Raw genomic sequence first — 19,371 nt, 5'->3', positions numbered from 1 at the left:
TTAAGCGCGGGAAGGGAAGGGCTTGATCCTATCCCTTGGGCATTTCCAGGGTGCGGTTGCGGCCGCCTTTCTGGTACTGCAGCCGGCTTTCACCAATGGCAATTACCCGGCCGCCGTCGATACGGTCGCCGACCTGCACCTTTTTGTATCTGCCCGAGGGCAGCCGGACCAATGCGCGGCGGTCCGAGGCGGTGCCATAGACCCCGATCAGGTTCAGCTTGCGCAGGTTGATGGCGTTGCTGACGGTGGCGCGGCGGGCAACCGATGCGGCTGTCGGGATGCGGGGTGCCGCCGCGGCTGCAGCGGCGGGCACGGCAGCGGCGGTCTGCACCTGGTTCTGCGGATTGCGCCGGGCGCGGTCAACCAGATTGGCGAAATTGGCGGGTCTGGCACGCGGAAAAGCCGAGGCGGCGATGGCTTGGGCTGTGACCGGCAGCTGCTCTTCCCCGGCGGGCTTCAGGCTGGCGGGGCGCTGGCGCGGGCGCATGCCGGCCAGTTCTGTCCGGCTGAGACCGCCAAGCTGCGCGCGTTCCACCTGTTCCTCCAGATCTGCAGGCCGCGCCTTGGGGCGTTTGCGCGACAAGACCTGATTGCGGGCCACTTCTTCGGCTAGCGCTTCGGCGGCGGGGTCGCTGCGATCCGGCGCGGGCGGCGGCACTTTCTTCGGACGGCCAAGGTAGACGGTGATGCCATCGGGATTGAGCGTGCCTTCGGGGCTGGCCTTGACCAGCCCGCGCGCGTCTAGATCAAACGCCGACCCTGCTGCGGCAGGAGAGGCAACGGCGCCGGGTTCATCATCCCCGGCAAAAGTTTCCGGCTGCGGCAGGGCTACCGCGTCGGCGGCAATCTCAGTGCGGTCAACGGAGGCCGTGTAAAGCTCGTCCAGGCGGGGCGCGGCGGGGATGCCTCCCAGGCCGGGGGCAACCGGCCAGACCCCGGTTGCGGCATAGCGCGCGGCCTGGGCCAAGTCATCCAGCGGCTCTGCAGTCAGAGATTCAGCCGGCGCCGGGGCCGGCTGGGTGTCCCCAGCACCGCCAGGCTGCAGGGCGGAAGGGTCCAAAAAGGCGGTGCCCGTGCCCTCTTCGGGCAGCTTCACACCATCAGCGGCGGCTTCATCCTCGACCGAAGGGAGCACGCCTGTGCCGCTGGCCTCAGTCAGGGCGGTGTTTTCCTGCGATTCACCCTCTGCCGACGCTGCGCCGGTCTCCTGCAGCCCGGGATCGGGCTGGTCCGCCAGGACGCTCACCTGTGGAGCGATGGCGGCAGGGGCGGTTTCTGAACCGGGGCTGCCTGCCGCAGGCGCGCGCGCCGGCTGGGGGAGGCCTTCCTGCGGCTGCCCGTCTTCGGAGCTGACCGCAGGGGCGGGTGCCAGGCCGGGATCCTGATCCGGGGCTGCGGCAAAAAATCCGCCTTCGCCAAATATTGCCCAGACCGCAACTGTTGCCATGAACAGCAGCAGCACAGCTGTCAGGATCACCCCAAGGTAGCGCGGCTTGCCCTTCGCAGCCTTTTCGGGGGCCGGGGACTGTGGCGCCGCGGGCGCGGCGGCTGCCGGGGTGCTGTCCCGTAATGCTGCCGGCGCTGGCGGAATTGGCAAAGGAAAAGCCGCACCAGTTGGCAACGGAGCTGGCGGTATTGGCAAATGGGCCGGAGTGTCCGCGGTGTCAGGTTTCCGGACCGGAATTGCTGCGCCGGCCGGCTTCACGGCTGCCGGAGCTTTTGGCACTTGGCGCCCGGCAGCCAGCGGAGCGGAGGCCTGCGCGGACGGCGCGGATGCGCTTTCAACAGCGGCTGCCTTGTCCTCTTGGCTGAGAGGGCCTGAAACACCTGGCAGCGGCGCGCCGGAAGCGCCAGAAGGCGGCGAAACAAGCGGTGGCAGGCTTGCAGGCTCCTCGGCCCCGGCTGCCTTGGCAGGCAGGGGCACCGGAGCGTCCTTGGGGGCAGCCAGCGGCGCGCTGTCCCGCTCAGGTGCTTGTTTGGCGGCGGCAGCCATATCTTCTGCCTCTGCAAGAACTGCTGGTCCTGCTGGCTCTGCCAAGGGTTCCGTAATAGCGGCAATTCCTGCCGGTATTGCACTGTCTTCCGCCAGTGCTAAGGCGGCTGGGTCATCCGCGCTGTCTTCGGTCAGGAGGACTGGCAGTGCTGACGGCCCGATCACCTTAACCACAGTATCGTCCGGCTCAACCTCGGTGCCGCGGATTGCCCGGGTGGTGCCAAAGAACGGCTCTCCCGGAAAACCGCAATTTTCCGGCGCCGCAACAAAACTGACCGGGCCGAACCCGTGTTCGACTGCAAAGGTCTCGGCCTCGTCCAGGGTTTCCAGCGCCACCGCGGCAACATGGGTCCGGCTGCCTTCGATGGCGATATCAAAGGCCAGCTCATCCACCGGATAAGGCGTAGCCCCTTCCAGCGCCTGCCGGGCCGCTTCAATCCGCGCCTCGGCAGGCAGATCACCGGTCTCGGCGGTCAAATAGCGGATCTGATCGTCGGGCAGGATCAGCTTGCAGAAGATGCCGCCGGGCGCCAGCTGCAGCGCATCCGCGCGCATTGCAGCCAGTGCCGCAGGCAGGTCTTCAGTGTTGAACGGCGTGCTGGCCACACTGCGCCAGCCGTCTTCAGCGCGAAATAGCAGCGCAATGCCGTCAGCGGAAAGTGAAAGAGCAAAAGCCGGTTTCATGCCTTGGGTCAAACCATCAAAATCCATACTGCCCGGGGCCGCCTGACGGGCCCGGTGTTTTGACGCGGACCTTAAAGCAGGAACCTGCCGAGTTAAAGGAAAAGACGTCTGCCAGGACTTGCAGGCGGCAGTTTGCCATCCCCATCTAGAAGGCATTGCAAAAGGAGCTTTTCCGTATGAAGGCAAAGAAAATTCTGGCAGCCGCGCTGATGCTGTCGATGAGCGCCGGGACCCTGGCGGCAAGCGGGACCGCGGCGTTGCGCCAAATCACCGTGAACGGCGAAAGCACGCTGCAGGTGGCGCCGGAACTGGCGACAATCACGCTGGGTGTCACCGAGGAGGCCGAAGAAGCCGCCGCCGCAATGGCCGCCGTATCTGACGCAATGGGCGCGGTGATTGGGCGGCTGAAGGACGGCGGTATTGCGGCCGAGGACATGCAGACCCGGCAGATCTCAATGCATCCGGTCTGGTCGCAGGACCGGTCTTATGACAGCGGCGGCCGGCGTGAGATCACCGGCTTTCAGGCCTCGAACAGCCTGATGGTGCGGGTGCGCGACCTGGACCGGCTTGGCCCGGTTCTGGATGCGGTGCTGATGGCTGGCGCCAATCAGTTCCAAGGGCTGAGTTTCGGGGTGGCAGATCCGTCTGCGGTCACCGATCAAATCCGCGGTGAAGCCGTCAAGGATGCCATCCGCAAGGCGCAGCAGCTGGCAGACGCGGCGGGCATGGTGCTGGGGCCGGTACGCTCGATCAATGAACACGGCGGCGGTGGCGGGCGTCCGATGATGGCGATGGAAATGGCCCGCAGCGATGCGATGCCGATTGAGGCCGGGGAGCTGACCTTCAGTCATAACGTCTCGGTGGTTTTCGATATGACCGTGCCCGGCGGCGAGTAAATCGCGGAAACAGGAAAGGCCGGGCAGGGCGCCCGGCCTTTTTGTTGAATGGCGGTTGGCCTGCTCAGCCGCAGGCTTTGGCCAGCGCCTGGTCCAGATCACGGATCAGGTCGTCTGCATCCTCGATCCCGATGGAGATACGCACCACGTTCGGGCCGGCGCCTGCAGCTTCCTGCTGCTCGGGTGACAGCTGCCGGTGGGTGGTCGAGGCCGAATGGATGATCAGCGAGCGGGTGTCGCCGAGGTTGGCCACATGGCTGAAGATCTCCAGCGCATCCACCAGTTTGATGCAGGCCTCATAGCCGCCCTTGACGGCAAAGGTGAACAAGCCGCCGGTACCCTTGGGATAGCAGGCCTGGGCACGCTCATAATAGGGCGAGGACGGCAGGCCCGCGTAGGTCACGTAGTCAACGCGGCTGTCGTTTTCGAGCCAGGCGGCGATTTTCTCGGCATTCTCGCAGTGTTTCTGCATCCGCAGGGACAGCGTCTCAACCCCCATCAGCGTGTAATGCGCCCCTTGCGGGTTCATCGTCATGCCAAGGTCGCGCAGGCCGATGGCAATGCTGTGGAAGGTAAAGGCGAGCGGGCCGAAAGTCTCGTGGAACTTGAGGCCGTGATAGGCGTCCTCGGGGGCTGACAGGGATGGGAATTTGTCATTAGCCGACCAGTCGAAATTGCCGCTGTCAACGACGCAGCCGCCGGTCACGGTGCCGTTGCCAGTCAGGTATTTGGTGGTGGAATGCACCACCAGCGTTGCGCCGTGGTCAATCGGCTTGCACAGGTAAGGCGTGGCTGAGGTGTTGTCGACAATCAGCGGGATGCCTGCGCCATCGGTGATATCCGCCAGGGCGCGGATGTCGGTCACATAGCCGCCGGGGTTGGCGATGGATTCGCAGAACACGGCGCGGGTGTTTTCGTCGATCGCCGCGTTCACAGCGTCCAGATCGTCGGTGTCGACGAATTTGGCCGACCAGCCGAAACGCTTGATGGTCTGGCTGAACTGAGTGATGGTACCGCCGTAAAGCCGGGTCGAGGCGACCACATTGCAGCCCGGTGCCATCAGCGGGAACAGCGCCATGATCTGCGCCGCGTGGCCCGACGAACAGCAAACCGCACCAACGCCGCCTTCGAGTGTTGCCAGACGTTCCTGCAGCACCGCGACGGTGGGGTTGGTCAGGCGGGAATAGATGAATCCGACTTCCTGCAGATTGAACAGCGCGGCGGCGTGTTCGGCGTCGCGGAACACATAGGCGGTGCTTTGGTAGATCGGCGTCTGCCGCGCGCCGGTGGCCGGGTCCGGCTTGGCGCCGGCATGGATCTGCAAGGTGTCAAAACCGTATGTCGGAGCGTCGGTCATGAATGGGTCTCCCTGAAAGCTCTGTTATTCCGGGCACACATCAGCATGGCTGCGCTGGGAAGGCAATTGCGGGAATGCCGCAGCAAAAGGCTCCCGCCCGCCGCCGGCCCCTGGCGGTGCCTGCGCCCGTTGGGCGGGGCGCCATGCTGCGCATGGCGCGCGCCGCGCGCAGCGCGGCGCCGGACCCAACTGCGAAGGGCCTCTGCCAGAGGCCCGTGAGCGGGCGGGAGCCCTGCGTTCTCCAAGACCCGAAAGCCGCGGTCAGCGCATCCAGAAGCCTTCGGATTTGATCCGGTTGCGGATTGCCTGTTCGCGGCGGGGCAGGTTTGCACGATCAAACAGCGCCCGCACCTTTTCGCCGCGCCCCTGATAGACCATCCGCTTGATCGGCTCGTAGCCTTTCAGAACTTTCTTGAGCCGGTTCGGAGCAGTGATCTCCTGCAGCAACTCCACCACCCGGTCGCTTTCCCGCGCATAAAGCAGCGGAAACAGCCGGTAATGGCAGCTGGTCTGCCCATCCAGATAACCGGCAGGCAGCGCATCGCGCCCGCCGCCGAAGGAGTGGATCACCAGCGGCAGCACGATCTGGTCCAGCCAGGGCTCCAGCACCTGGCCGACCAGCTCAAGCGGCGGATCGTTGCGAACCGATTGCGCGTAGACCAGGAACCGCTTGCCAAAGGCGCGCGGGCAGGCGCCGTAAAAGAAACCTGCGTTGAAATAGAGATAGCGCTTCCAGTATTCATCCGGCTGGCCGAGGTCGAGACTGGACAGGAAGTCGAGGCCGAAGCGGCTGTAGAGCGATTGCCAGATGCCGCTGTAGCCCGGTCCGTACAGTGTCGGTTTCGGCCAGGTGCCCTCAACCTGCAGCGAGGCCGACGGGCGGGAGAAATCAAACGGCACATCCGCCAGCTCGCCGGTGATCAGCGTGTCGGTGTCAAAAAACACAAACGGCGCGCCCTTTGGCATCGCCTGCAATGCTTCGATCTTGTTGCCATAAGGGTAGGCGGCGCCAAAGGCCTTGCTCTCGAACGGCAGGATTTCGGCGCCAAGGTCCGCCAGCGCCTGCAGAACCTCCTGATTGCGAATGCCGGGGTCTTTCTCCCACAGCGGCCCTTGCTGCGGCACTGCCACAAACAGCCGTCCGGAAAAACCGGGCGAACAATGGCGCAGCGAGGCGGCAAACAGCAGCGCCTCATACTGCAGCCGGCCGGCCTGGCCGACGATCATCACATTGATGGGGGCATTTGCCATGGTTTTCCCCGTGTTCCGTCTCTTCCGGGCGGATAGGACTGCCTGATTGATTAGCTACAAGCCTGCAAGGCGCCGCGCAACCAGCCTGCAGACAATTTCAGACGGTCTGTGCCGCCAGAGGCGCAAACCGGGGAGAGACAAAGATGAATAACGTGATCCTGGCCCTTCTTGCGGCAACAGTGCTGCCCGGGGCACAGCCTGGTGTTCCGGAAGCTGCAGCTGCTTTGGAGGCGGTGCAAACAGCATCAGCCCAAACGGCACCGGCCGCTGAGCCGCAGCAGGCGACCGGGCGTTTTACGACTGCGCTGGAAGTGAAGCCGATTCTGGCCGCGACCCAAGCCAACTGGATCCATGTGCGCGAGTTCAATGGCCAGGATCTGCTCTATGTGACCCACCTGTGGTCCTGGCGCTGCGGGCTGGCGCAGGTCAAGCTGGGGGTGAACGGCAACCCGCCGGAAATCTGGCCGCTGCCGGACTGCCACCTGGAGGAAGGCTTTCCGAATATGATCAAGGATGAAGACGGGATGCCCTACCGCAGCTATCCTCTGGGTTCCATCCAGCAGATTGCGGTCGAGGTTACCTATGATGACCTGAGCACTGAAGAGTTGGTTTTTGGACGCAACGGCCAACCCCAGAAGTGAGCCTGGCGCGGGGCCCTGCTACTCAGGGCCCCCGGCGGCGGCAACGCAATCCATTTCTGCTATGCGCGTTCCGCCTGGCAGCAATCAGGGCGCAATCAGGGTGACGCCGGGCATCCGCTGGATGAGATAGAGGTCTTCTTCGTACCGCTCGCTCATCTCCTCCACCAGCACGCTGGTCCAGCCGGGAAGGTCCAGCTCCTCCTCCAGCGCGTCTTCCATCGCAAACTTGTCCAGAAAGGCGGCGTAGACACGGCGTTTGTGGATTTCCGTAAGATCCGGATTTTCTGCAAGATAGGCGCGCAACCGCTCCATGCCGGCAGGCTGCATCAGGGTGGCCAGCAAGTCCATCCCGCCTTTGACCGGCGCATTGATCTCCATCCCGCCCAGGTCCCGCAGCACCTGGCCCCAGATCAGCGGCAGATCCTCATAGCACCAGACGGTGACCGGCATGCCGGGCACCATATCCCGCATCTGCGCCAGCAGTCCGGACCAGCGCAGCTGAACCGGGTCGCAGTCCTTCAGAGCGTTCCGCACGATGGTCCGGCTGGACTTCGCAAGCATCGCGGGCAGGAACGTAGCCGGGTTGCGCAGCGCCATGAAGATTTCCGGCTGATCATAGGGAAACAGCGCCTGCAGCGCTTGCAGCCGGTCCCCGGCCTCCGGATACAGGCGTCCGTCCTGCAGCGCGTGCCGCGGCGAGCCGAAGAAATGCGGATTGGAGAGAATCACCCGGTCCGCCTGGCGGTCATCCAGGATCGCGTCCCACAGCACCTCCGGCGCGTCCTTGGCGGCGCTGCCGTTCTTCATCGCCGCCAGGCAGTCTTTCAGCAAGGACCGGTAGCGGCCGGGCCCTGGCACCGCGGTGCCCTGTTCCGACAAAGCGCCTGCATTTTTCAGCAGCGCCTTCAGCAGCAGATCTTCCTCAGTGGCATGCGCCCCGCAGTGAATGATGACCTGCATGATCCGACCTGTTTTTCCGGGTTTATTGCCTTCAGAAGTAATGCGCAGCAGCAGGGAGGTCAAACCTGCGGTTTGCGCTGTCTTTGCGCCGGGATTACGTTACGGGGGCTGCCGCACCTGCCGCGGCGGCCAGCCCCGGCTGAGGGCGTTCCCCCCGGAGGGCTGCTGCGTTAGGTTCTGCGCAGCCTGGCGGGAGGTTTTCGCAGTTTCGCGATTTGAGTTTCAAACCGGCTTGACGGTCATTCTGTACTTTAGTACCAGTCGCCCAGCAGGCCCGGCGGGGAGATCTTTTCCACCGGACACGCTAGTTTCAGGGTCGCGTGTCGGCCCCGGATCTGAACGCCTGTGATTGTGAGTGCCCCTATAGCTCAGCTGGTAGAGCAACTGATTTGTAATCAGTAGGTCCGCGGTTCGAGTCCGTGTGGGGGCACCATATCACATTTTTGATGGTTCAAGTCATCTAACACCTTGAAAGGCAAGGTGATTTTTGGTGTTCGATAACCTTGTTTCCGGCAGTATCGAACAGGTTCCTCAAAGGCCAGTCTTTGCACGGTCTTCTTGATGGCTAGGGAGCCATTTTTGTATATATCCCAAGGGTTTGAGAGGAATTCGAGCGAGAGTTCGATAAACTCTTCCAGCCGCCCTTTGGGCGGGATGATCTTTCCGGCTTTTTCTTCCAGCAAAATCCGCTCGCGCCCGAGTTTGTCGAGACGTTGCTCGTAAGCTTCAATCAGCGCGGGGTTATCTGCGTTGACGATCCGATCCAGAAACGCATCAACTTGCTTGCTGGTATCGCGCAGTTGCTTCTCCAGCTCGGATTTTTGCTTCTTTGCTTGCGCAAGGCGCATATCCCACGCAGCGATAAACATGTCGCGCACGAGCCCGAAGAGCTGCTTCGTGGGCTGCAAGGCCTGCAAGAAGGCCTCAAAGCCCTCATCAATGTCTGCCCGGCGGACAGATTTACGGTAACTCTCGCACCCACGCGTATCGCAGAGATAATAGGGATATCTTTTGGTCTTACCCTTGGACCAGCATGCCGTCAGGGGCTCGCCGCAATCGTTGCACAGCACAAAGCCGCGCATGGGAAAATCTTCATTGAGGTCTTTTCGGGCGGGTGCCCTGGTGCTGCCGTTCAGCCGTTCTTGAATACGGGTGTAGGTCTCGAACGAGATCAGAGGCTCATGGTGGCCTTTGCGCAGCGAAACACCCCAATCCGGTGCCTCAATATACCCGGCATAGGTTACGCGCCGGAGCATTTTGGAGACCTTCCATTGCCGGATGAGGCCGCCTGAGAGATCCTTGGGGAAGGCGGGCTGGGATTCAAGAAAGCGCTTTACCTCTGCCTGACTTTGAAACCTGCCCATGGCAAAACCTTCCAGCGCTTCTTGAACGATAGAGGCAATGGGTTCGTCGCGGGTGAGGATTTTGCCATGCAGCTTGTCTTTTCCGTAGACGTAGCCGATGGGAGCGGCGAACACGGAGTAACCCTTTTCCAGCCGCGCCTGCATCTTCTGGCGTGTTTGGCGGGCATTCTGCTCCCGCTCCAATTCGCCCTGCGCCGCCATGACGGTTTCGATGAACTGGCCTTCGGGCGTATCCTCAAACTTGAAGTTCAGGCACTCAACGCGCGCACCGCGCCGCGCCAGTTCTTCGCGGAGTTTGAGGTGAAAGGCGGTTTTTCTGGCGAAACGCTTGAGATCGTCAAAAATCACCACGTAGCTTTTTGCAGGCTGGGCTTCGAGATAACTCAGCAACGCCACCATACCGGGGCGTTTCATGAAATCCACGCCGCCTGTGATGTCGTCCGGGAACACGGCCTCCACCTCATAACCCCTGTCCACAGCATATTTCCGGCAGCGGTGTTCCTGGCTTTCGAGGCCGCGCCCTTCGATCTTCTGCTTCGTTGAAGACACGCGGCAATAAATGACGGCGTGTGTCGCACTTGCCGGTTTTTGAATTGGCTCCTTCATATTCTGCTCCTTTCCTCTTGCCTCACTGTATCACCTAGCTGGGCGGATTGTCCGGCTCAGCGTTGTTTTCCGGCTCTTGTCCACAGCATTCTTGAAGCGGGTGGACACCAAACCCGAGATCGACAAAGCCCACGATGATCTTCCAGAACTCCTCCAAGACCACATGCTTTTGCGTCTCGGAGAGGCCGGAGTCGTCCAGCCAATGCGCAAACTGCTGCAAGTCGATAAAGACATTGCGTTTGCCTTCATTGGCGGAAATCGCCTCATTGAAGGCTTTGGTGATGCTGTTCTCGCTGTTTCCGTCCATCGAAATTCCCTTTCAGCGTTTCATCAGGCCGCAGCAGAGGTTCACGCAAGTTTGCGCGGCCAGGACGTGTATTGATCTGGTGCTTGTTTTATCGGCGCACCTCACCCCGGTGAGGATTGCGCTCCGGCTTCTTACATCGGTGGATCAGACCCCGATGCGAGTCCTTTGGCGTCTATCCAGCGGCCAGCGCGGGAGTTACGCCTTTTGTATATTTTCATAATAACATCCATAGGTTGCATTATGCAAACTTACCTCTCGTGCCCGCCGCGCTCAGGGCGTGTGGCCCGCTGAAACTCTGTTCGGCCTTTGGCGGATTTGGAGCGCAGCCGTGCGCGCAAGGTCTCGATCATGTCGCGGTGTTTTTCGCGTGCCTGCGCGTTGGAGGCAGCGCGAATTCCATCTATGTCGAATTGGAGCTCTGGCGCGGGTTCCTTCGGCTCATCTCGCGCCAGCTCGTCGAGGCCGTCACGGGTGAGGGTTCCTGTGGGCTGAACCTTGCTGGGCCTGTTAGGCCGGGCTTGCGAGCGGGCGTTATTGCCCGCCGCCCGGTGAAAACTCTTCCTGCCCATCCTAGCGGTCCCGGTCACGATCACGGCCACGCGTGCGGCGGTTTTCCTGCCCGTCTCGGGGCTGGCCTTCGCGCTGGTGTTCACGCAGGCGGCTCACCGCGTCGTAGGAGTGTTCCGCCAGCCGCGACAGGCGCAGCAGGTCGTTCGCCGCGAAACTGTCAGTGTCGCGGTACTGGCCGTCCTCACCCCGGTAGGAACGGCGGAACTGCACGTTGTGGTTCGTCTTGCCGTCTCGGGTGTTTTCCCAGACGGAGGCCTTGATATTGCCGTCACGCAGGGTTTCAACGGGGCGGGTCTTCTGATCATCGCTCATGGCGTTCTCCTTAGTTGCTGGATCAGGTTTTGGGTTTGAAGCCTGCGACGTAGCGCAGAGGGCGTCCGCCTGCGTATTGCGGCAGATGGGACAAGCTGGAGGGAACGGGCTCCTGGGCGATCTTCCGGCGGCGCGTGCCCCAGAAGGTTTTGATGGCAACGGAGCCCATATCCCGCTCCTCGTTCGGATTGGGAAAGTAGCGGCCAGCAAAGCGGCGCTGGCGGAAATAGGGCAGTTTTTGCGCAATGAACGGGCGCAAGTGATAGCCGCGCGCCTGCACCAGCATTTTCCCGGTATCCAGCCGCAGCAGCTCTTCTGGCTCCATCAGAGCCTTGCGCAATTTGGTGCGGTGCATCGCCTCGTAATCGAGCTGGCGCAGCCTGTAGGCCGCCTCAAACGGATCAGCCCCTTCCAGCAGCACCTTGCGCTTGAGTTCCAGCGCCGCACTCTGGCCGCGAATCTGCGTCAGCGGATCATCAACGGTGACGGTCTGGTAGCCAAGCGCATCACTGCGGGCGCGCGCGGTCTCATAATCCCGAATGCCGCCGCCGAGATCGAGCAGAAGCGCGGCATTCGCCTCAATAGTGGCTTTCCCGGTTGGCCCCAGATTGCGGACGATCTGCCCGTCATCCTGATAGAAAACCCAAGGCGTAAGCCCCGCGCCACGCCCGATGGCAAAGAAATCAGCCAGTTCGCCAAAGCGCCCCAGTCTGGCCGCCTCGTCGATCAGCAGGTTCACAGGCGGCGCATCAGGCCGACGTTGCTTGATGGTGCGCACGGAGGAGAAGAACTGCCGCACCAGCGGAGCCAGCGGCTCCAGAACCTCTTCCGGGAGGATCAGGGAAACGATGACAGGCCCGGCGCTTGGATCGGCAATCACCTCCAGCGGAAAATCCGCCGCCACATCATCCACGAAGGTGGCCTGAATGGCGGGGTCGGTCATGAAAGCCAGCGCGTTGCTCACCCCGGCCATAATGGACTCGAAGGTCTTGGGAGAGGCCTCATACATCTCGGCCATTTCGGCAAAGGTCGCGATCAGATCAAGCGTGCCGTGATCTTTGGCAAGCTCTGCCCAGCCGCACCATGCGCTGAAATCGGCACGCAGCATCGAGCAAACCTCAAAGAGCCGTAGAAGCGAGGTGCCGCAATTCAAACCCACATCGTGGCGGGTGACGGCATCGCCAAACCGCCGCCCGGCTTGATCGAAGAAACGGCTGTCTCCGCCGCTATCTGGCAGGATCGCCTGCCAGAAGCGCTGGGAGTCCGGCACCAGCGTGGATGAACCGGATCTAAGGTGCGACAGCAAGGACGTGCGAAGCTGCGGGAACCCCGTCACCTCGTATGGGTCGAGCGTATAAAGCGGGATGCGGGCAAGAGCGCAGTGGGGCTCGATCACGCGGGTAATCTCGCCGTTTTTAACATCCAGCAACACGAACACGCTACGGCTGCCCAGGATCATCGGAATTGCCGTTTGGGAGGTCTTCCCGCTGCCTGCGCCGCCAGTCACTTTGACTCCGGCGCGGTTGCGGTGGAACAGCGGGCGGCCATGGGCGAGGCCGAATTCAACGCCGTGGGGGCGCAAAAGCCCGGCCTGACGTACTTCTTTGAAGGTCGCAAAGCGGGCTGCCCCGTACGGATCGAGAACACGGACTGCCATGAGTATTCCTCCAGAGGTTAGAAAATGCGCCGCAACAGGAGATGCGGCGCATTTCGTCGTTTGAGGCCGTTAGAAGCCCAGTACCGCCAGCGGCGAGCCGGTGCGCAGCATGCCAATCACGCCGCTCAACAGAATGGCGGTCAGCACGATCTTGAAGAATTTGTAGCCAATGCCTGCGCCGAGCGCGTAGCGCACCAGGGTGGCGAGATAGGCGAGTTCATAGGGCAGACGGTCGGCAAAATAGCCGAAGACCGTCTCGAAATACCCGTCAATGGCATTGACCATGATGAAGAGCGTCAGTCCGGCGGAAATCATTCCGGCCAAATGCTCAACGTCTTTGTTGCGTTCAGGGGGAGTATCCATCTCTTGTCCTTTCTGGTCACAAGGCAAAGCTGTACCGTGCACCGAAAGGACTGCTTTCGGCGAAGGGAGGGCTTCGCTGGTTCTGGTTGGTCGCCGCTATTGCAGCGTGGTTGGGGCTTGGCGGAGGAAGGCTTGCTTCATCCGCCTCGCTTCACCAACATGAGCACAACCGCGCAAAACGCAAATTCGCCAGGGAAGAACAGGGTTCGAAAATTCCACGTAAGGCATTGCCAAAATGAGGAAAAAGCAGCTTTCTAAAGAGAAAAAGGCGAAGCCGAAGCCCCGCCCCAAGAACCGCTACATGCGCAATGCCAAGCTGTCTGAGTACAAATTCCTGAAGATTCTGCGCGGCTTTGCGGATGATGTTCCGGCAAAGAACTTGGCCGAAACCAGCGGGATATCTGAGAAAACCATCCGCGCAACATATAGAGTGCTACGCCGCAAACTTTTTGAAGGTGTAGTTATGCATCGGCATGGGTTTGGAAATGCTGGTTTCTACCTCCTGCGCAACGGGAGGGTAGAAGACAAGGGGAAACGGTTTTTGCAGGGAGTGGTAGAAAGCGAAATCTTTGCCAGGCATATCGAGCGGCATGCGCCGCGCTTGAGCGATGCTGGTGAACTGCAAAACCTCATGTTTGAGGTCTCGGCGAGAGTGTTTTGCAACATATCCATGCGAGATGGGGCGCTCATTGATTATCCGCCGGATGTTCGCAATGCACTTGAACGAATCCGAGACACCGGAAACTGGATCAGAGCGAATATAAACCGGGATGGTTTTTTGCAACAATATGGACATGTCATCGAACGATTTAAAAAGCTGTCGGAGGATATGAAACTCCTTTTGGAGAAGGAAGAATTGCTTTCAATGCGCAGCCGGTCTCGCGCCCATCACTATCCCTCTGAGCTTCTTTATAGAGATTTGCGCCGCTTTCTCCTCAAACACCCCATTAACCAATCTTAACGCTGAATTAACCTAATACCTTTATGATATTGCTATGAATTCTGGCAACGGCGATGAGGATGTACGGCAGGCTGAGCGGGACAAACGGCGCGCTCAGGACATGGACGATTTCAACAATGAAATGGCCGGGCGCGATGTTGGCCGCATGGCGCGCTTTCTCCCAAACGGCGAGCGCGATCCCAAGAAAGTCGCCAAGCAGCGTGAAGAACGCGCAGCCTTGCTCACCACCCTCCAGCTTCTCATGCGGAACGACTCGGAATACGCCGCGCTCTACCGCGAGACGGAAGAAAAGCTGCGTGATGCACAATCCCGTTTGGATACCGCCCTGGATAAAGTGCAGCACATCAAGGCCGAGACTGAGGAAGCCATGCTGGACATCATGAACCGCGCCGCCCGCCTGCCGGATGGCCGCGCCGTTTTTCAGGATCAGGATGGCAATGTCCGGTTCGAGAACGGCACCGCAGTTGATGCAGAGCTGGCCGAAACCATCGTCTGGCGTGGTGATGAGCCAAAGCTGGCAGAGCTGGAAGTAGCGACCAACCGCATGACCGAGTTACTGGAGCTGGAAAACAGTATCCACGCCGGACAAGCCGAGATTGGCGACATGCAGGAACGCATGGCCGATCAGGGCGATCCAACCGCCAAAGACGGCATGACGGGCTTCCAGAACCGCGCAGGGGAACTTGTTGCACGCGCTGAGGAACGTGTCGAGTATTTCACAAGGGATCAATCGCTTAGCTCCAATCAAGAAGCTGTTGCCCGTCCAACATTGAATGTTGCTGCCCCCGAAATCTAGAAATCAGAACTTACCGCATTCTTTCTCCACCACTGCAAACAGGATGATTTGCGGGTGGTAGTCGGGGAACTTCTCCATGGCCTCACGGATTGCGCCATTGCGTGCAGGTTTCGCTGATGGGTCTGCGAAGTACCAGTCATCAATGCACTCTGCGAGTTGCGCCTTGTCATCCATCTGTGAGGCAACGACTGCCAACATACCTATGGATGTCTGGAACATGCTGTCCTGCGCGCTTTGCTCCCATTGCAGCACATCGGCGCTGGTGAACCCGTTCGCAGCAGAAAGCTGTGGATGAAGCGCAAGCGCGGTTAGAATTCCTTTTGCAAACAATCTCTTGCGAGCGATCATAATTGAAGGATTTTGACCAACACAGATTTACGGGATTCAATGAATTTGGTATTAAGGGAGAGCCCGGCAATACGGGCAAAAACAGCCGGAAAACGCCACTCAGCGCCGAATATCCGGCCATGCTCAAAAAGGTTCCTTTTTGAGCAGTCAGCCATGCCCAAACCCCGCACTATCGCTTACTTGCGCGTCTCCACGCGTGAGCAATCCACGGACCGTCAAGCCTATGGCCTGCGCGATTTGTGCGACGAGTTTCATATTGAGTATCTATCCGCTGGCGCGCGCCACCGTCCGGTGTTTGAAGCCACGATTTCCCGCCTCAACTCCGGTGATACGTTTCTGGTCTGGGATCTGGACCGCGCGTTTCGTTCCACAATCGACGCGCTGATCACGGCGGATCAGTTGCGGGCGCGCGGCATTCACCTGCGTATTGCCCAGATGAGCTTTGATACCGCGACCGAGGAAGGCGAGCTGTTCTACACGCTCATCGCCGCTTTCGCGCGGTTTGAGCGGCGCATCCTGGCACGCCGCACGCGTGAAGGGCTGGCGGCGGCCAAAGCCAACGGCAAACGCCTGGGCAGGCCGCGAAAGCTGGATAAGGAAACCGTGCGTCTGGCGCATGAGGACATCGCAGAAAACGGCTATCCCTGCCGCTATGTCGCGCATCTGCTGGGCGTTTCACGCATCACCCTGCAACGCGCCATCCGGCGCGAGGGGCTGGCATGAAGGATCACACATCAAACGAAAGGAAAACCCAATGATACAATCATCTTATGACGTCACACCGGAGGAACTGTTCCGGCTTTTGCTGGCATACACCGCCATCCGCAAACCGGAAACGCGCACCGAAATTCTCACCGCCGTGGAAAAACTGACCATGGACCAATGGATGAATGAGGGGCGGTGAAATGTAATGATTAATTATTGGATGAAGCAGTTTAGATCAGACCCTTTCAGCTAATTATTTCATTGGGAAACTGTTAAAGGAATCGGGGTAACAAAATTAATTCCGGGGCTGTTACTGAAATTAATATTTCTGAGCTTAGGGTCAAAATTGAATTTATCTCGGATCGAAAGGTAAGTAGTGTCAATATTATAGGTGTTGCATGAAATTGTTAATGCTATTTGAGGCTTGAATCGTAACAAGCCTTGCATTAACATAATATCCAAGCATAGGTTGCCCTATTTTTGTGCGTGAATGAGTATGATAACGATTTTTCCTGTACTTCTAGAAGATTGGGAGCGAGCCTACGAATGGCATGAATCTTGCACGTCTTCTTCGTCCCACATCTTCCCTAGAAATCGAACCCAATTTAAACTTCTTTGCGCCGCTGGGCATGTTTGGTGCGCATCAGATAGTAATGGCAACTTTGTGGGGATGACCTATCAAGTTGTCGGGGCTGATGAGATCGAACTTGGTGGGCTGTTTGTAAAAGAAAGTCACCGCGGAAATCGCCTTGGTGTTGTTATTATTTTGCTTACGTTGGGGTTTTTGATAAACATGGAAGGTAAATCACTCGGGCGCAAAGAATTTATTTTCTGCACTCATGAGAAAAATGAAAAAATTGGCGAATTGGCGAAACGCTATTTGTGTTGCCGCGAAGTGGGGCTTGTAAAAATAAGCCCGCCCAAGTGCGGAAAGATGGATGTGAACGAACATGGTTTAATTGAAGGGAAACGTTATACCCTCCAAAATCCAGATTCATTCGTTGCTGTGGCGAAATGGTTGAAAAAATGGGACGAAAAACTACCGGATGGCACCCCGGTCAAATTGAAGACGTCAAGAACGTTAAGAAGAGTCTCCACCTCCGATATAGTGTCAAGTTTAAGAGAATTCTTGACCAAGCAGTAAGTGAGGCAAAGTAAATGAAAACATTCGCCCTTGGCTTAGTCTATCCCGCCGTGCTCGGAACCATGATGGTGCTTCTCTTTACGCATTTGGCCGCAGCCGGGATGCGTGCTCTGCAGCAAATTCCATTCTTATTTGGCGTTCTTATTTTTGCGTTCTACTCATTTGGCTTCATTCATTCAAGCCGTGTCACGCCTTACGGTCGGCCAGTCTTCTTGCTCGACTTATTCGGGAGCGTGTTAATATTCTTTTGCTACTATTTTTTGGGGATCGACTCTTTAACTGCGCCAGACAGAAGCGAGAATTTGTCATATAGATCATTTTATGTTGTTCTTCTTTTTGTTGTCATTTCACCTTCTGTCCGAAGGCAGCTTCTACCCAATTCGAAATTGGGACCGACCAAGAGGGACGCCATATCCGCACTGGCAGTTCTTACCGTGAGCGGCGGAATCACTGAGCAGCTAGGGGTATCTTTTTTTCAATTCCTGCAACCACATTTGGTGCTGGCAATACTTTTCGGTTGCTTGACTTGGTATATTGTCCAAATCTCCAAAGAGGGGATTGGCTCATAAAAAGTTATGCAGCTTGAAAGTCGGCCGCATATCCCTTTTTTGCAAAGCCATTAAGCAGTCGCAACCTGTCGTTTACGCAATCATATATTTCAAAACACACAGCTGCGCGGCCTGCAGTGAGAGGTTCGGTCTCTCCTCTGCACCAGCGACCTACAGTTGGCCGACTTACACTGACGTAATTTGCGAAGGTGTCATCGTCAAGCTCAAGTAAAACGAGAGCCTGTTTCACTAGTTCAGCAAAATTCATTCTCTCGTCGGCAGGAAGAGAGCTATCGATTTCTGCCTTTAAGTACTGCTTGAGTAATACAAGCAAGTTAGCGCGATTATCCACGTTATCTTGCAGCGCGGCGCAGGGAAAAGCCGCACGTCGAAAATCCAACTTGGCCATTTTGACCTTCCTTTCCAAGGCACGCTACACGCATTGAATGCACAAGTCAATTTTAAAAATCTGTTACTTTACAAAAAGCTACACGCGATCGTGCACAAGTTCTAGCGGCAAGGGAGCGGGCGACAGTGAAATAATTGTACACCTACGCTGCTGGGTTGCCGCCGAAGACTGCCCCGAGCTACGCATAAACACGAAAAACTGAAAAAGCTTCCTCAAGATGGCGGGAAACTTAAAAGCAAAAAAATGAACCTACCTGACAAAGAGACAGCACCACTTCTCTACGTTGCCTGAAGAAATTGACACTATGTCCGTTAAAGGTTGGCAGAAATGAGTGCAGGAAAAGATCAGGAGGCTGGCCCCAATGTCAAAACTCTGAAAATCAGCCGTTTTTCCCCGAAATTGGGGTTAAGACGCACGGCGAGATGTGTGCTTTGGCAGACATAGCACGGCAGGCGAGATGTGCCTTAACTGTCCTAAAGAGATTTTGGTGATATGTGAGCTTGGCAGGCATAGCACGGGAGACAAGACAGCTTGACCCGCTGTCAAAACCCTAAAAATCAGCCGTTTTTCTCCGAATTTGGAGTTAAGAGCCACGGCAAGATGTTGGTGGTACTACCACCACCTCTTGGCAAGGGAGCCCGCTGCGCGCTCCCGTTGCATCCCTCCGGCGGCTGGCTCATCCAGGGTATGCGAACCCATTCCAGAGCCAGGAGAACGTGTGGCCGTTCAATCGCCACCATTTCATGGAGACCAGGAAGGGAGCATTTCATTGCTGCCCTTACCTTGGAACCATCCCATCGATCAAAGGGTTATCGCGCCCCTTGAAACCACTCGCAGGGCTTGGAGACATGCCTCTCCACCTGCACTGAACCATGCACAAACGACTGGCCGTTCGATCACCAATCAGGGGAGCGTTCCTGCTACCCCCAATACCCCCATGACGACTTCATCGAGGCCAAGGGGCGTTCCTGCCCCCTGTAGAACCCTGACCAACACTGCCGGATTGGATGTGCGCTACGTTATGCGGATGGATCACATTACGATATTTAGCTCACCTTTGCGCGATGCTTTTTCAAACGCATAGCAGCCGCAGAAACTTCCTTGACGAGCTCTTTTCCGTTCGTTGCCAGAAGATAAGACTGCTTGTCGATTTCCTCTTGTGAAAGGTTCCCATCAGCCATCGCATGCATAAGAGAATTTCGGCGGCTGCTCCATTCGGAGAGTGCAGTGTCAGGCAGGTTTTGCTGAAGCAAACCATCTGAAACAGCACGCCTCTTTAGCTCTTTGATTTTCGGGCCAAGCATCTTTATCGGTGTTGTACTGCCCTTTTCTCCAACACCACCACTTTGGCGCAGCATGGACACCAAGCGATCTTCGATCAATGCATAGATGTACCAGGAGGCTTCCAGGTAAAACCCTTGCTCAATGGCTCTGCCAAATCTGTCATGAAACCCTTCAAACAACTCTCTTTTGTCGTTCATCATTGCTATCCTTAGTTG

At 58.3% G+C, this 19,371-nt stretch carries 21 protein-coding genes and 1 tRNA gene; 9 read left to right on the top strand and 13 right to left on the bottom strand.

The features are described from left to right. Positions 1-28 precede the first annotated feature (28 nt). Entirely contained in the window at positions 29-2,677 is a 2,649-nt protein-coding gene (locus K3555_RS13815) for a hypothetical protein (RefSeq protein ID WP_260005730.1), read from the bottom strand. Between the two features lie 176 nt (positions 2,678-2,853). Between K3555_RS13815 and K3555_RS13810 the strand changes: the two genes are divergently transcribed. Further along, the gene (locus K3555_RS13810) at positions 2,854-3,573 is read left to right on the top strand and encodes an SIMPL domain-containing protein (RefSeq protein ID WP_260005729.1); all 720 of its coding nucleotides are present in this window, start codon (positions 2,854-2,856) and stop codon (positions 3,571-3,573) included. A 64-nt stretch (positions 3,574-3,637) separates the two neighbouring features. Here K3555_RS13810 and K3555_RS13805 read toward each other — a convergent pair whose 3' ends face one another. Together K3555_RS13805 and K3555_RS13800 are read right to left on the bottom strand one after the other, a co-directional pair. Beyond that, positions 3,638-4,930, bottom strand: coding sequence for an O-acetylhomoserine aminocarboxypropyltransferase/cysteine synthase family protein (locus K3555_RS13805; protein ID WP_259994166.1), 1,293 nt, complete (start codon positions 4,928-4,930; stop codon positions 3,638-3,640). A gap of 261 nt (positions 4,931-5,191) precedes the next feature. Beyond that, positions 5,192-6,181, bottom strand: a complete 990-nt coding sequence (locus K3555_RS13800; RefSeq protein ID WP_260005726.1) for a hypothetical protein — start codon at positions 6,179-6,181, stop codon at positions 5,192-5,194. Positions 6,182-6,324: 143 nt separating this feature from the next. Here K3555_RS13800 and K3555_RS13795 point away from each other — a divergent pair, with 143 nt between their 5' ends. Then, positions 6,325-6,822 (top strand): hypothetical protein, encoded by a 498-nt coding sequence (locus K3555_RS13795; protein WP_260005725.1) that lies wholly within the window; start codon positions 6,325-6,327, stop codon positions 6,820-6,822. Between the two features lie 84 nt (positions 6,823-6,906). On the opposite strand, the gene K3555_RS13790 is transcribed toward K3555_RS13795, so the two are convergent. After that, positions 6,907-7,782 carry a hypothetical protein gene (locus K3555_RS13790; RefSeq protein ID WP_260005723.1) on the bottom strand — a complete coding sequence of 292 codons (876 nt, stop codon included), beginning with the start codon at positions 7,780-7,782 and terminating at the stop codon, positions 6,907-6,909. Positions 7,783-8,139: 357 nt separating this feature from the next. On the opposite strand from K3555_RS13790, the gene K3555_RS13785 reads away from it, so the two are divergent. Beyond that, positions 8,140-8,215 (top strand) — tRNA-Thr (locus K3555_RS13785). Here the strand turns inward: K3555_RS13785 and K3555_RS13780 are convergent. From K3555_RS13780 to K3555_RS13755, 6 genes are all read right to left on the bottom strand, one after another. After that, positions 8,178-9,752 (bottom strand): recombinase family protein, encoded by a 1,575-nt coding sequence (locus K3555_RS13780; protein WP_260008539.1) that lies wholly within the window; start codon positions 9,750-9,752, stop codon positions 8,178-8,180. The two genes, K3555_RS13785 and K3555_RS13780, sit on opposite strands and share 38 nt — an antisense overlap. Before the next feature lie 34 nt (positions 9,753-9,786). After that, on the bottom strand, positions 9,787-10,059 hold the full coding sequence (locus tag K3555_RS13775) for a hypothetical protein (protein ID WP_260005721.1): 273 nt from the start codon (positions 10,057-10,059) through the stop codon (positions 9,787-9,789). A 248-nt stretch (positions 10,060-10,307) separates the two neighbouring features. Next, a complete protein-coding gene (locus K3555_RS13770) occupies positions 10,308-10,628 on the bottom strand; it encodes a hypothetical protein (protein WP_260005720.1) in 321 nt (106 codons plus the stop codon). Position 10,629: 1 nt separating this feature from the next. After that, entirely contained in the window at positions 10,630-10,941 is a 312-nt protein-coding gene (locus tag K3555_RS13765; RefSeq protein WP_260005719.1) for a hypothetical protein, read from the bottom strand. A 22-nt stretch (positions 10,942-10,963) separates the two neighbouring features. Further along, entirely contained in the window at positions 10,964-12,598 is a 1,635-nt protein-coding gene (locus K3555_RS13760) for a type IV secretory system conjugative DNA transfer family protein (RefSeq protein WP_260005717.1), read from the bottom strand. A 69-nt stretch (positions 12,599-12,667) separates the two neighbouring features. Next, on the bottom strand, positions 12,668-12,961 hold the full coding sequence (locus K3555_RS13755) for a hypothetical protein (protein ID WP_260005710.1): 294 nt from the start codon (positions 12,959-12,961) through the stop codon (positions 12,668-12,670). Positions 12,962-13,196: 235 nt separating this feature from the next. On the opposite strand from K3555_RS13755, the gene K3555_RS13750 reads away from it, so the two are divergent. Next, positions 13,197-13,922, top strand: a complete 726-nt coding sequence (locus K3555_RS13750; protein WP_260005708.1) for a hypothetical protein — start codon at positions 13,197-13,199, stop codon at positions 13,920-13,922. A 34-nt stretch (positions 13,923-13,956) separates the two neighbouring features. Further along, positions 13,957-14,718 carry a hypothetical protein gene (locus K3555_RS13745; RefSeq protein ID WP_260005706.1) on the top strand — a complete coding sequence of 254 codons (762 nt, stop codon included), beginning with the start codon at positions 13,957-13,959 and terminating at the stop codon, positions 14,716-14,718. A gap of 3 nt (positions 14,719-14,721) precedes the next feature. Here K3555_RS13745 and K3555_RS13740 read toward each other — a convergent pair whose 3' ends face one another. Further along, positions 14,722-15,066, bottom strand: coding sequence for a hypothetical protein (locus K3555_RS13740; protein WP_260005704.1), 345 nt, complete (start codon positions 15,064-15,066; stop codon positions 14,722-14,724). Between the two features lie 153 nt (positions 15,067-15,219). Here K3555_RS13740 and K3555_RS13735 point away from each other — a divergent pair, with 153 nt between their 5' ends. The 4 genes from K3555_RS13735 (at position 15,220) to K3555_RS13720 (ending at position 17,484) form a co-directional block, all read left to right on the top strand. Further along, on the top strand, positions 15,220-15,789 hold the full coding sequence (locus tag K3555_RS13735; RefSeq protein ID WP_260005702.1) for a recombinase family protein: 570 nt from the start codon (positions 15,220-15,222) through the stop codon (positions 15,787-15,789). Between the two features lie 31 nt (positions 15,790-15,820). Beyond that, positions 15,821-15,970, top strand: a complete 150-nt coding sequence (locus K3555_RS13730) for a hypothetical protein (protein WP_260005700.1) — start codon at positions 15,821-15,823, stop codon at positions 15,968-15,970. Positions 15,971-16,441: 471 nt separating this feature from the next. Then, the gene (locus tag K3555_RS13725) at positions 16,442-16,915 is read left to right on the top strand and encodes a hypothetical protein (protein ID WP_260005699.1); all 474 of its coding nucleotides are present in this window, start codon (positions 16,442-16,444) and stop codon (positions 16,913-16,915) included. Positions 16,916-16,929: 14 nt separating this feature from the next. Then, entirely contained in the window at positions 16,930-17,484 is a 555-nt protein-coding gene (locus K3555_RS13720) for a hypothetical protein (RefSeq protein WP_260005698.1), read from the top strand. A 4-nt stretch (positions 17,485-17,488) separates the two neighbouring features. On the opposite strand, the gene K3555_RS13715 is transcribed toward K3555_RS13720, so the two are convergent. After that, entirely contained in the window at positions 17,489-17,872 is a 384-nt protein-coding gene (locus K3555_RS13715; protein ID WP_260005697.1) for a hypothetical protein, read from the bottom strand. A gap of 1,046 nt (positions 17,873-18,918) precedes the next feature. Next, positions 18,919-19,353: a hypothetical protein gene (locus tag K3555_RS13710; RefSeq protein WP_260005696.1), complete on the bottom strand. Its 435-nt coding sequence runs from the start codon at positions 19,351-19,353 to the stop codon at positions 18,919-18,921. Positions 19,354-19,371 lie beyond the last annotated feature (18 nt).

The sequence above is a fragment of the Leisingera sp. M527 genome, assembly GCF_025141525.1.
In the GTDB taxonomy this organism is placed as follows: Bacteria; Pseudomonadota; Alphaproteobacteria; order Rhodobacterales; family Rhodobacteraceae; genus Leisingera.
Note: the sequence above shows the minus strand (reverse complement) of the source record. Positions and strands in the feature narration are given on the sequence as shown.

Bases quoted from the DNA above. Each gene is read 5' to 3' on its own strand.
- K3555_RS13765 (WP_260005719.1), bottom strand. From the start codon at position 10,941: ATGAGCGATGATCAGAAGACCCGCCCCGTTGAAACCCTGCGTGACGGC.
- K3555_RS13740 (WP_260005704.1), bottom strand. From the start codon at position 15,066: ATGATCGCTCGCAAGAGATTGTTTGCAAAAGGAATTCTAACCGCGCTT.
- K3555_RS13800 (WP_260005726.1), bottom strand. From the start codon at position 6,181: ATGGCAAATGCCCCCATCAATGTGATGATCGTCGGCCAGGCCGGCCGG.
- K3555_RS13810 (WP_260005729.1), top strand. From the start codon at position 2,854: ATGAAGGCAAAGAAAATTCTGGCAGCCGCGCTGATGCTGTCGATGAGC.
- K3555_RS13745 (WP_260005706.1), top strand. From the start codon at position 13,957: ATGAATTCTGGCAACGGCGATGAGGATGTACGGCAGGCTGAGCGGGAC.
- K3555_RS13720 (WP_260005698.1), top strand. From the start codon at position 16,930: ATGAAAACATTCGCCCTTGGCTTAGTCTATCCCGCCGTGCTCGGAACC.
- K3555_RS13715 (WP_260005697.1), bottom strand. From the start codon at position 17,872: ATGGCCAAGTTGGATTTTCGACGTGCGGCTTTTCCCTGCGCCGCGCTG.
- K3555_RS13755 (WP_260005710.1), bottom strand. From the start codon at position 12,961: ATGGATACTCCCCCTGAACGCAACAAAGACGTTGAGCATTTGGCCGGA.
- K3555_RS13795 (WP_260005725.1), top strand. From the start codon at position 6,325: ATGAATAACGTGATCCTGGCCCTTCTTGCGGCAACAGTGCTGCCCGGG.
- K3555_RS13710 (WP_260005696.1), bottom strand. From the start codon at position 19,353: ATGAACGACAAAAGAGAGTTGTTTGAAGGGTTTCATGACAGATTTGGC.
- K3555_RS13815 (WP_260005730.1), bottom strand. From the start codon at position 2,677: ATGAAACCGGCTTTTGCTCTTTCACTTTCCGCTGACGGCATTGCGCTG.
- K3555_RS13780 (WP_260008539.1), bottom strand. From the start codon at position 9,752: ATGAAGGAGCCAATTCAAAAACCGGCAAGTGCGACACACGCCGTCATT.
- K3555_RS13725 (WP_260005699.1), top strand. From the start codon at position 16,442: ATGACCTATCAAGTTGTCGGGGCTGATGAGATCGAACTTGGTGGGCTG.
- K3555_RS13770 (WP_260005720.1), bottom strand. From the start codon at position 10,628: ATGGGCAGGAAGAGTTTTCACCGGGCGGCGGGCAATAACGCCCGCTCG.
- K3555_RS13775 (WP_260005721.1), bottom strand. From the start codon at position 10,059: ATGGACGGAAACAGCGAGAACAGCATCACCAAAGCCTTCAATGAGGCG.
- K3555_RS13750 (WP_260005708.1), top strand. From the start codon at position 13,197: ATGAGGAAAAAGCAGCTTTCTAAAGAGAAAAAGGCGAAGCCGAAGCCC.
- K3555_RS13760 (WP_260005717.1), bottom strand. From the start codon at position 12,598: ATGGCAGTCCGTGTTCTCGATCCGTACGGGGCAGCCCGCTTTGCGACC.
- K3555_RS13805 (WP_259994166.1), bottom strand. From the start codon at position 4,930: ATGACCGACGCTCCGACATACGGTTTTGACACCTTGCAGATCCATGCC.
- K3555_RS13735 (WP_260005702.1), top strand. From the start codon at position 15,220: ATGCCCAAACCCCGCACTATCGCTTACTTGCGCGTCTCCACGCGTGAG.
- K3555_RS13790 (WP_260005723.1), bottom strand. From the start codon at position 7,782: ATGCAGGTCATCATTCACTGCGGGGCGCATGCCACTGAGGAAGATCTG.
- K3555_RS13730 (WP_260005700.1), top strand. From the start codon at position 15,821: ATGATACAATCATCTTATGACGTCACACCGGAGGAACTGTTCCGGCTT.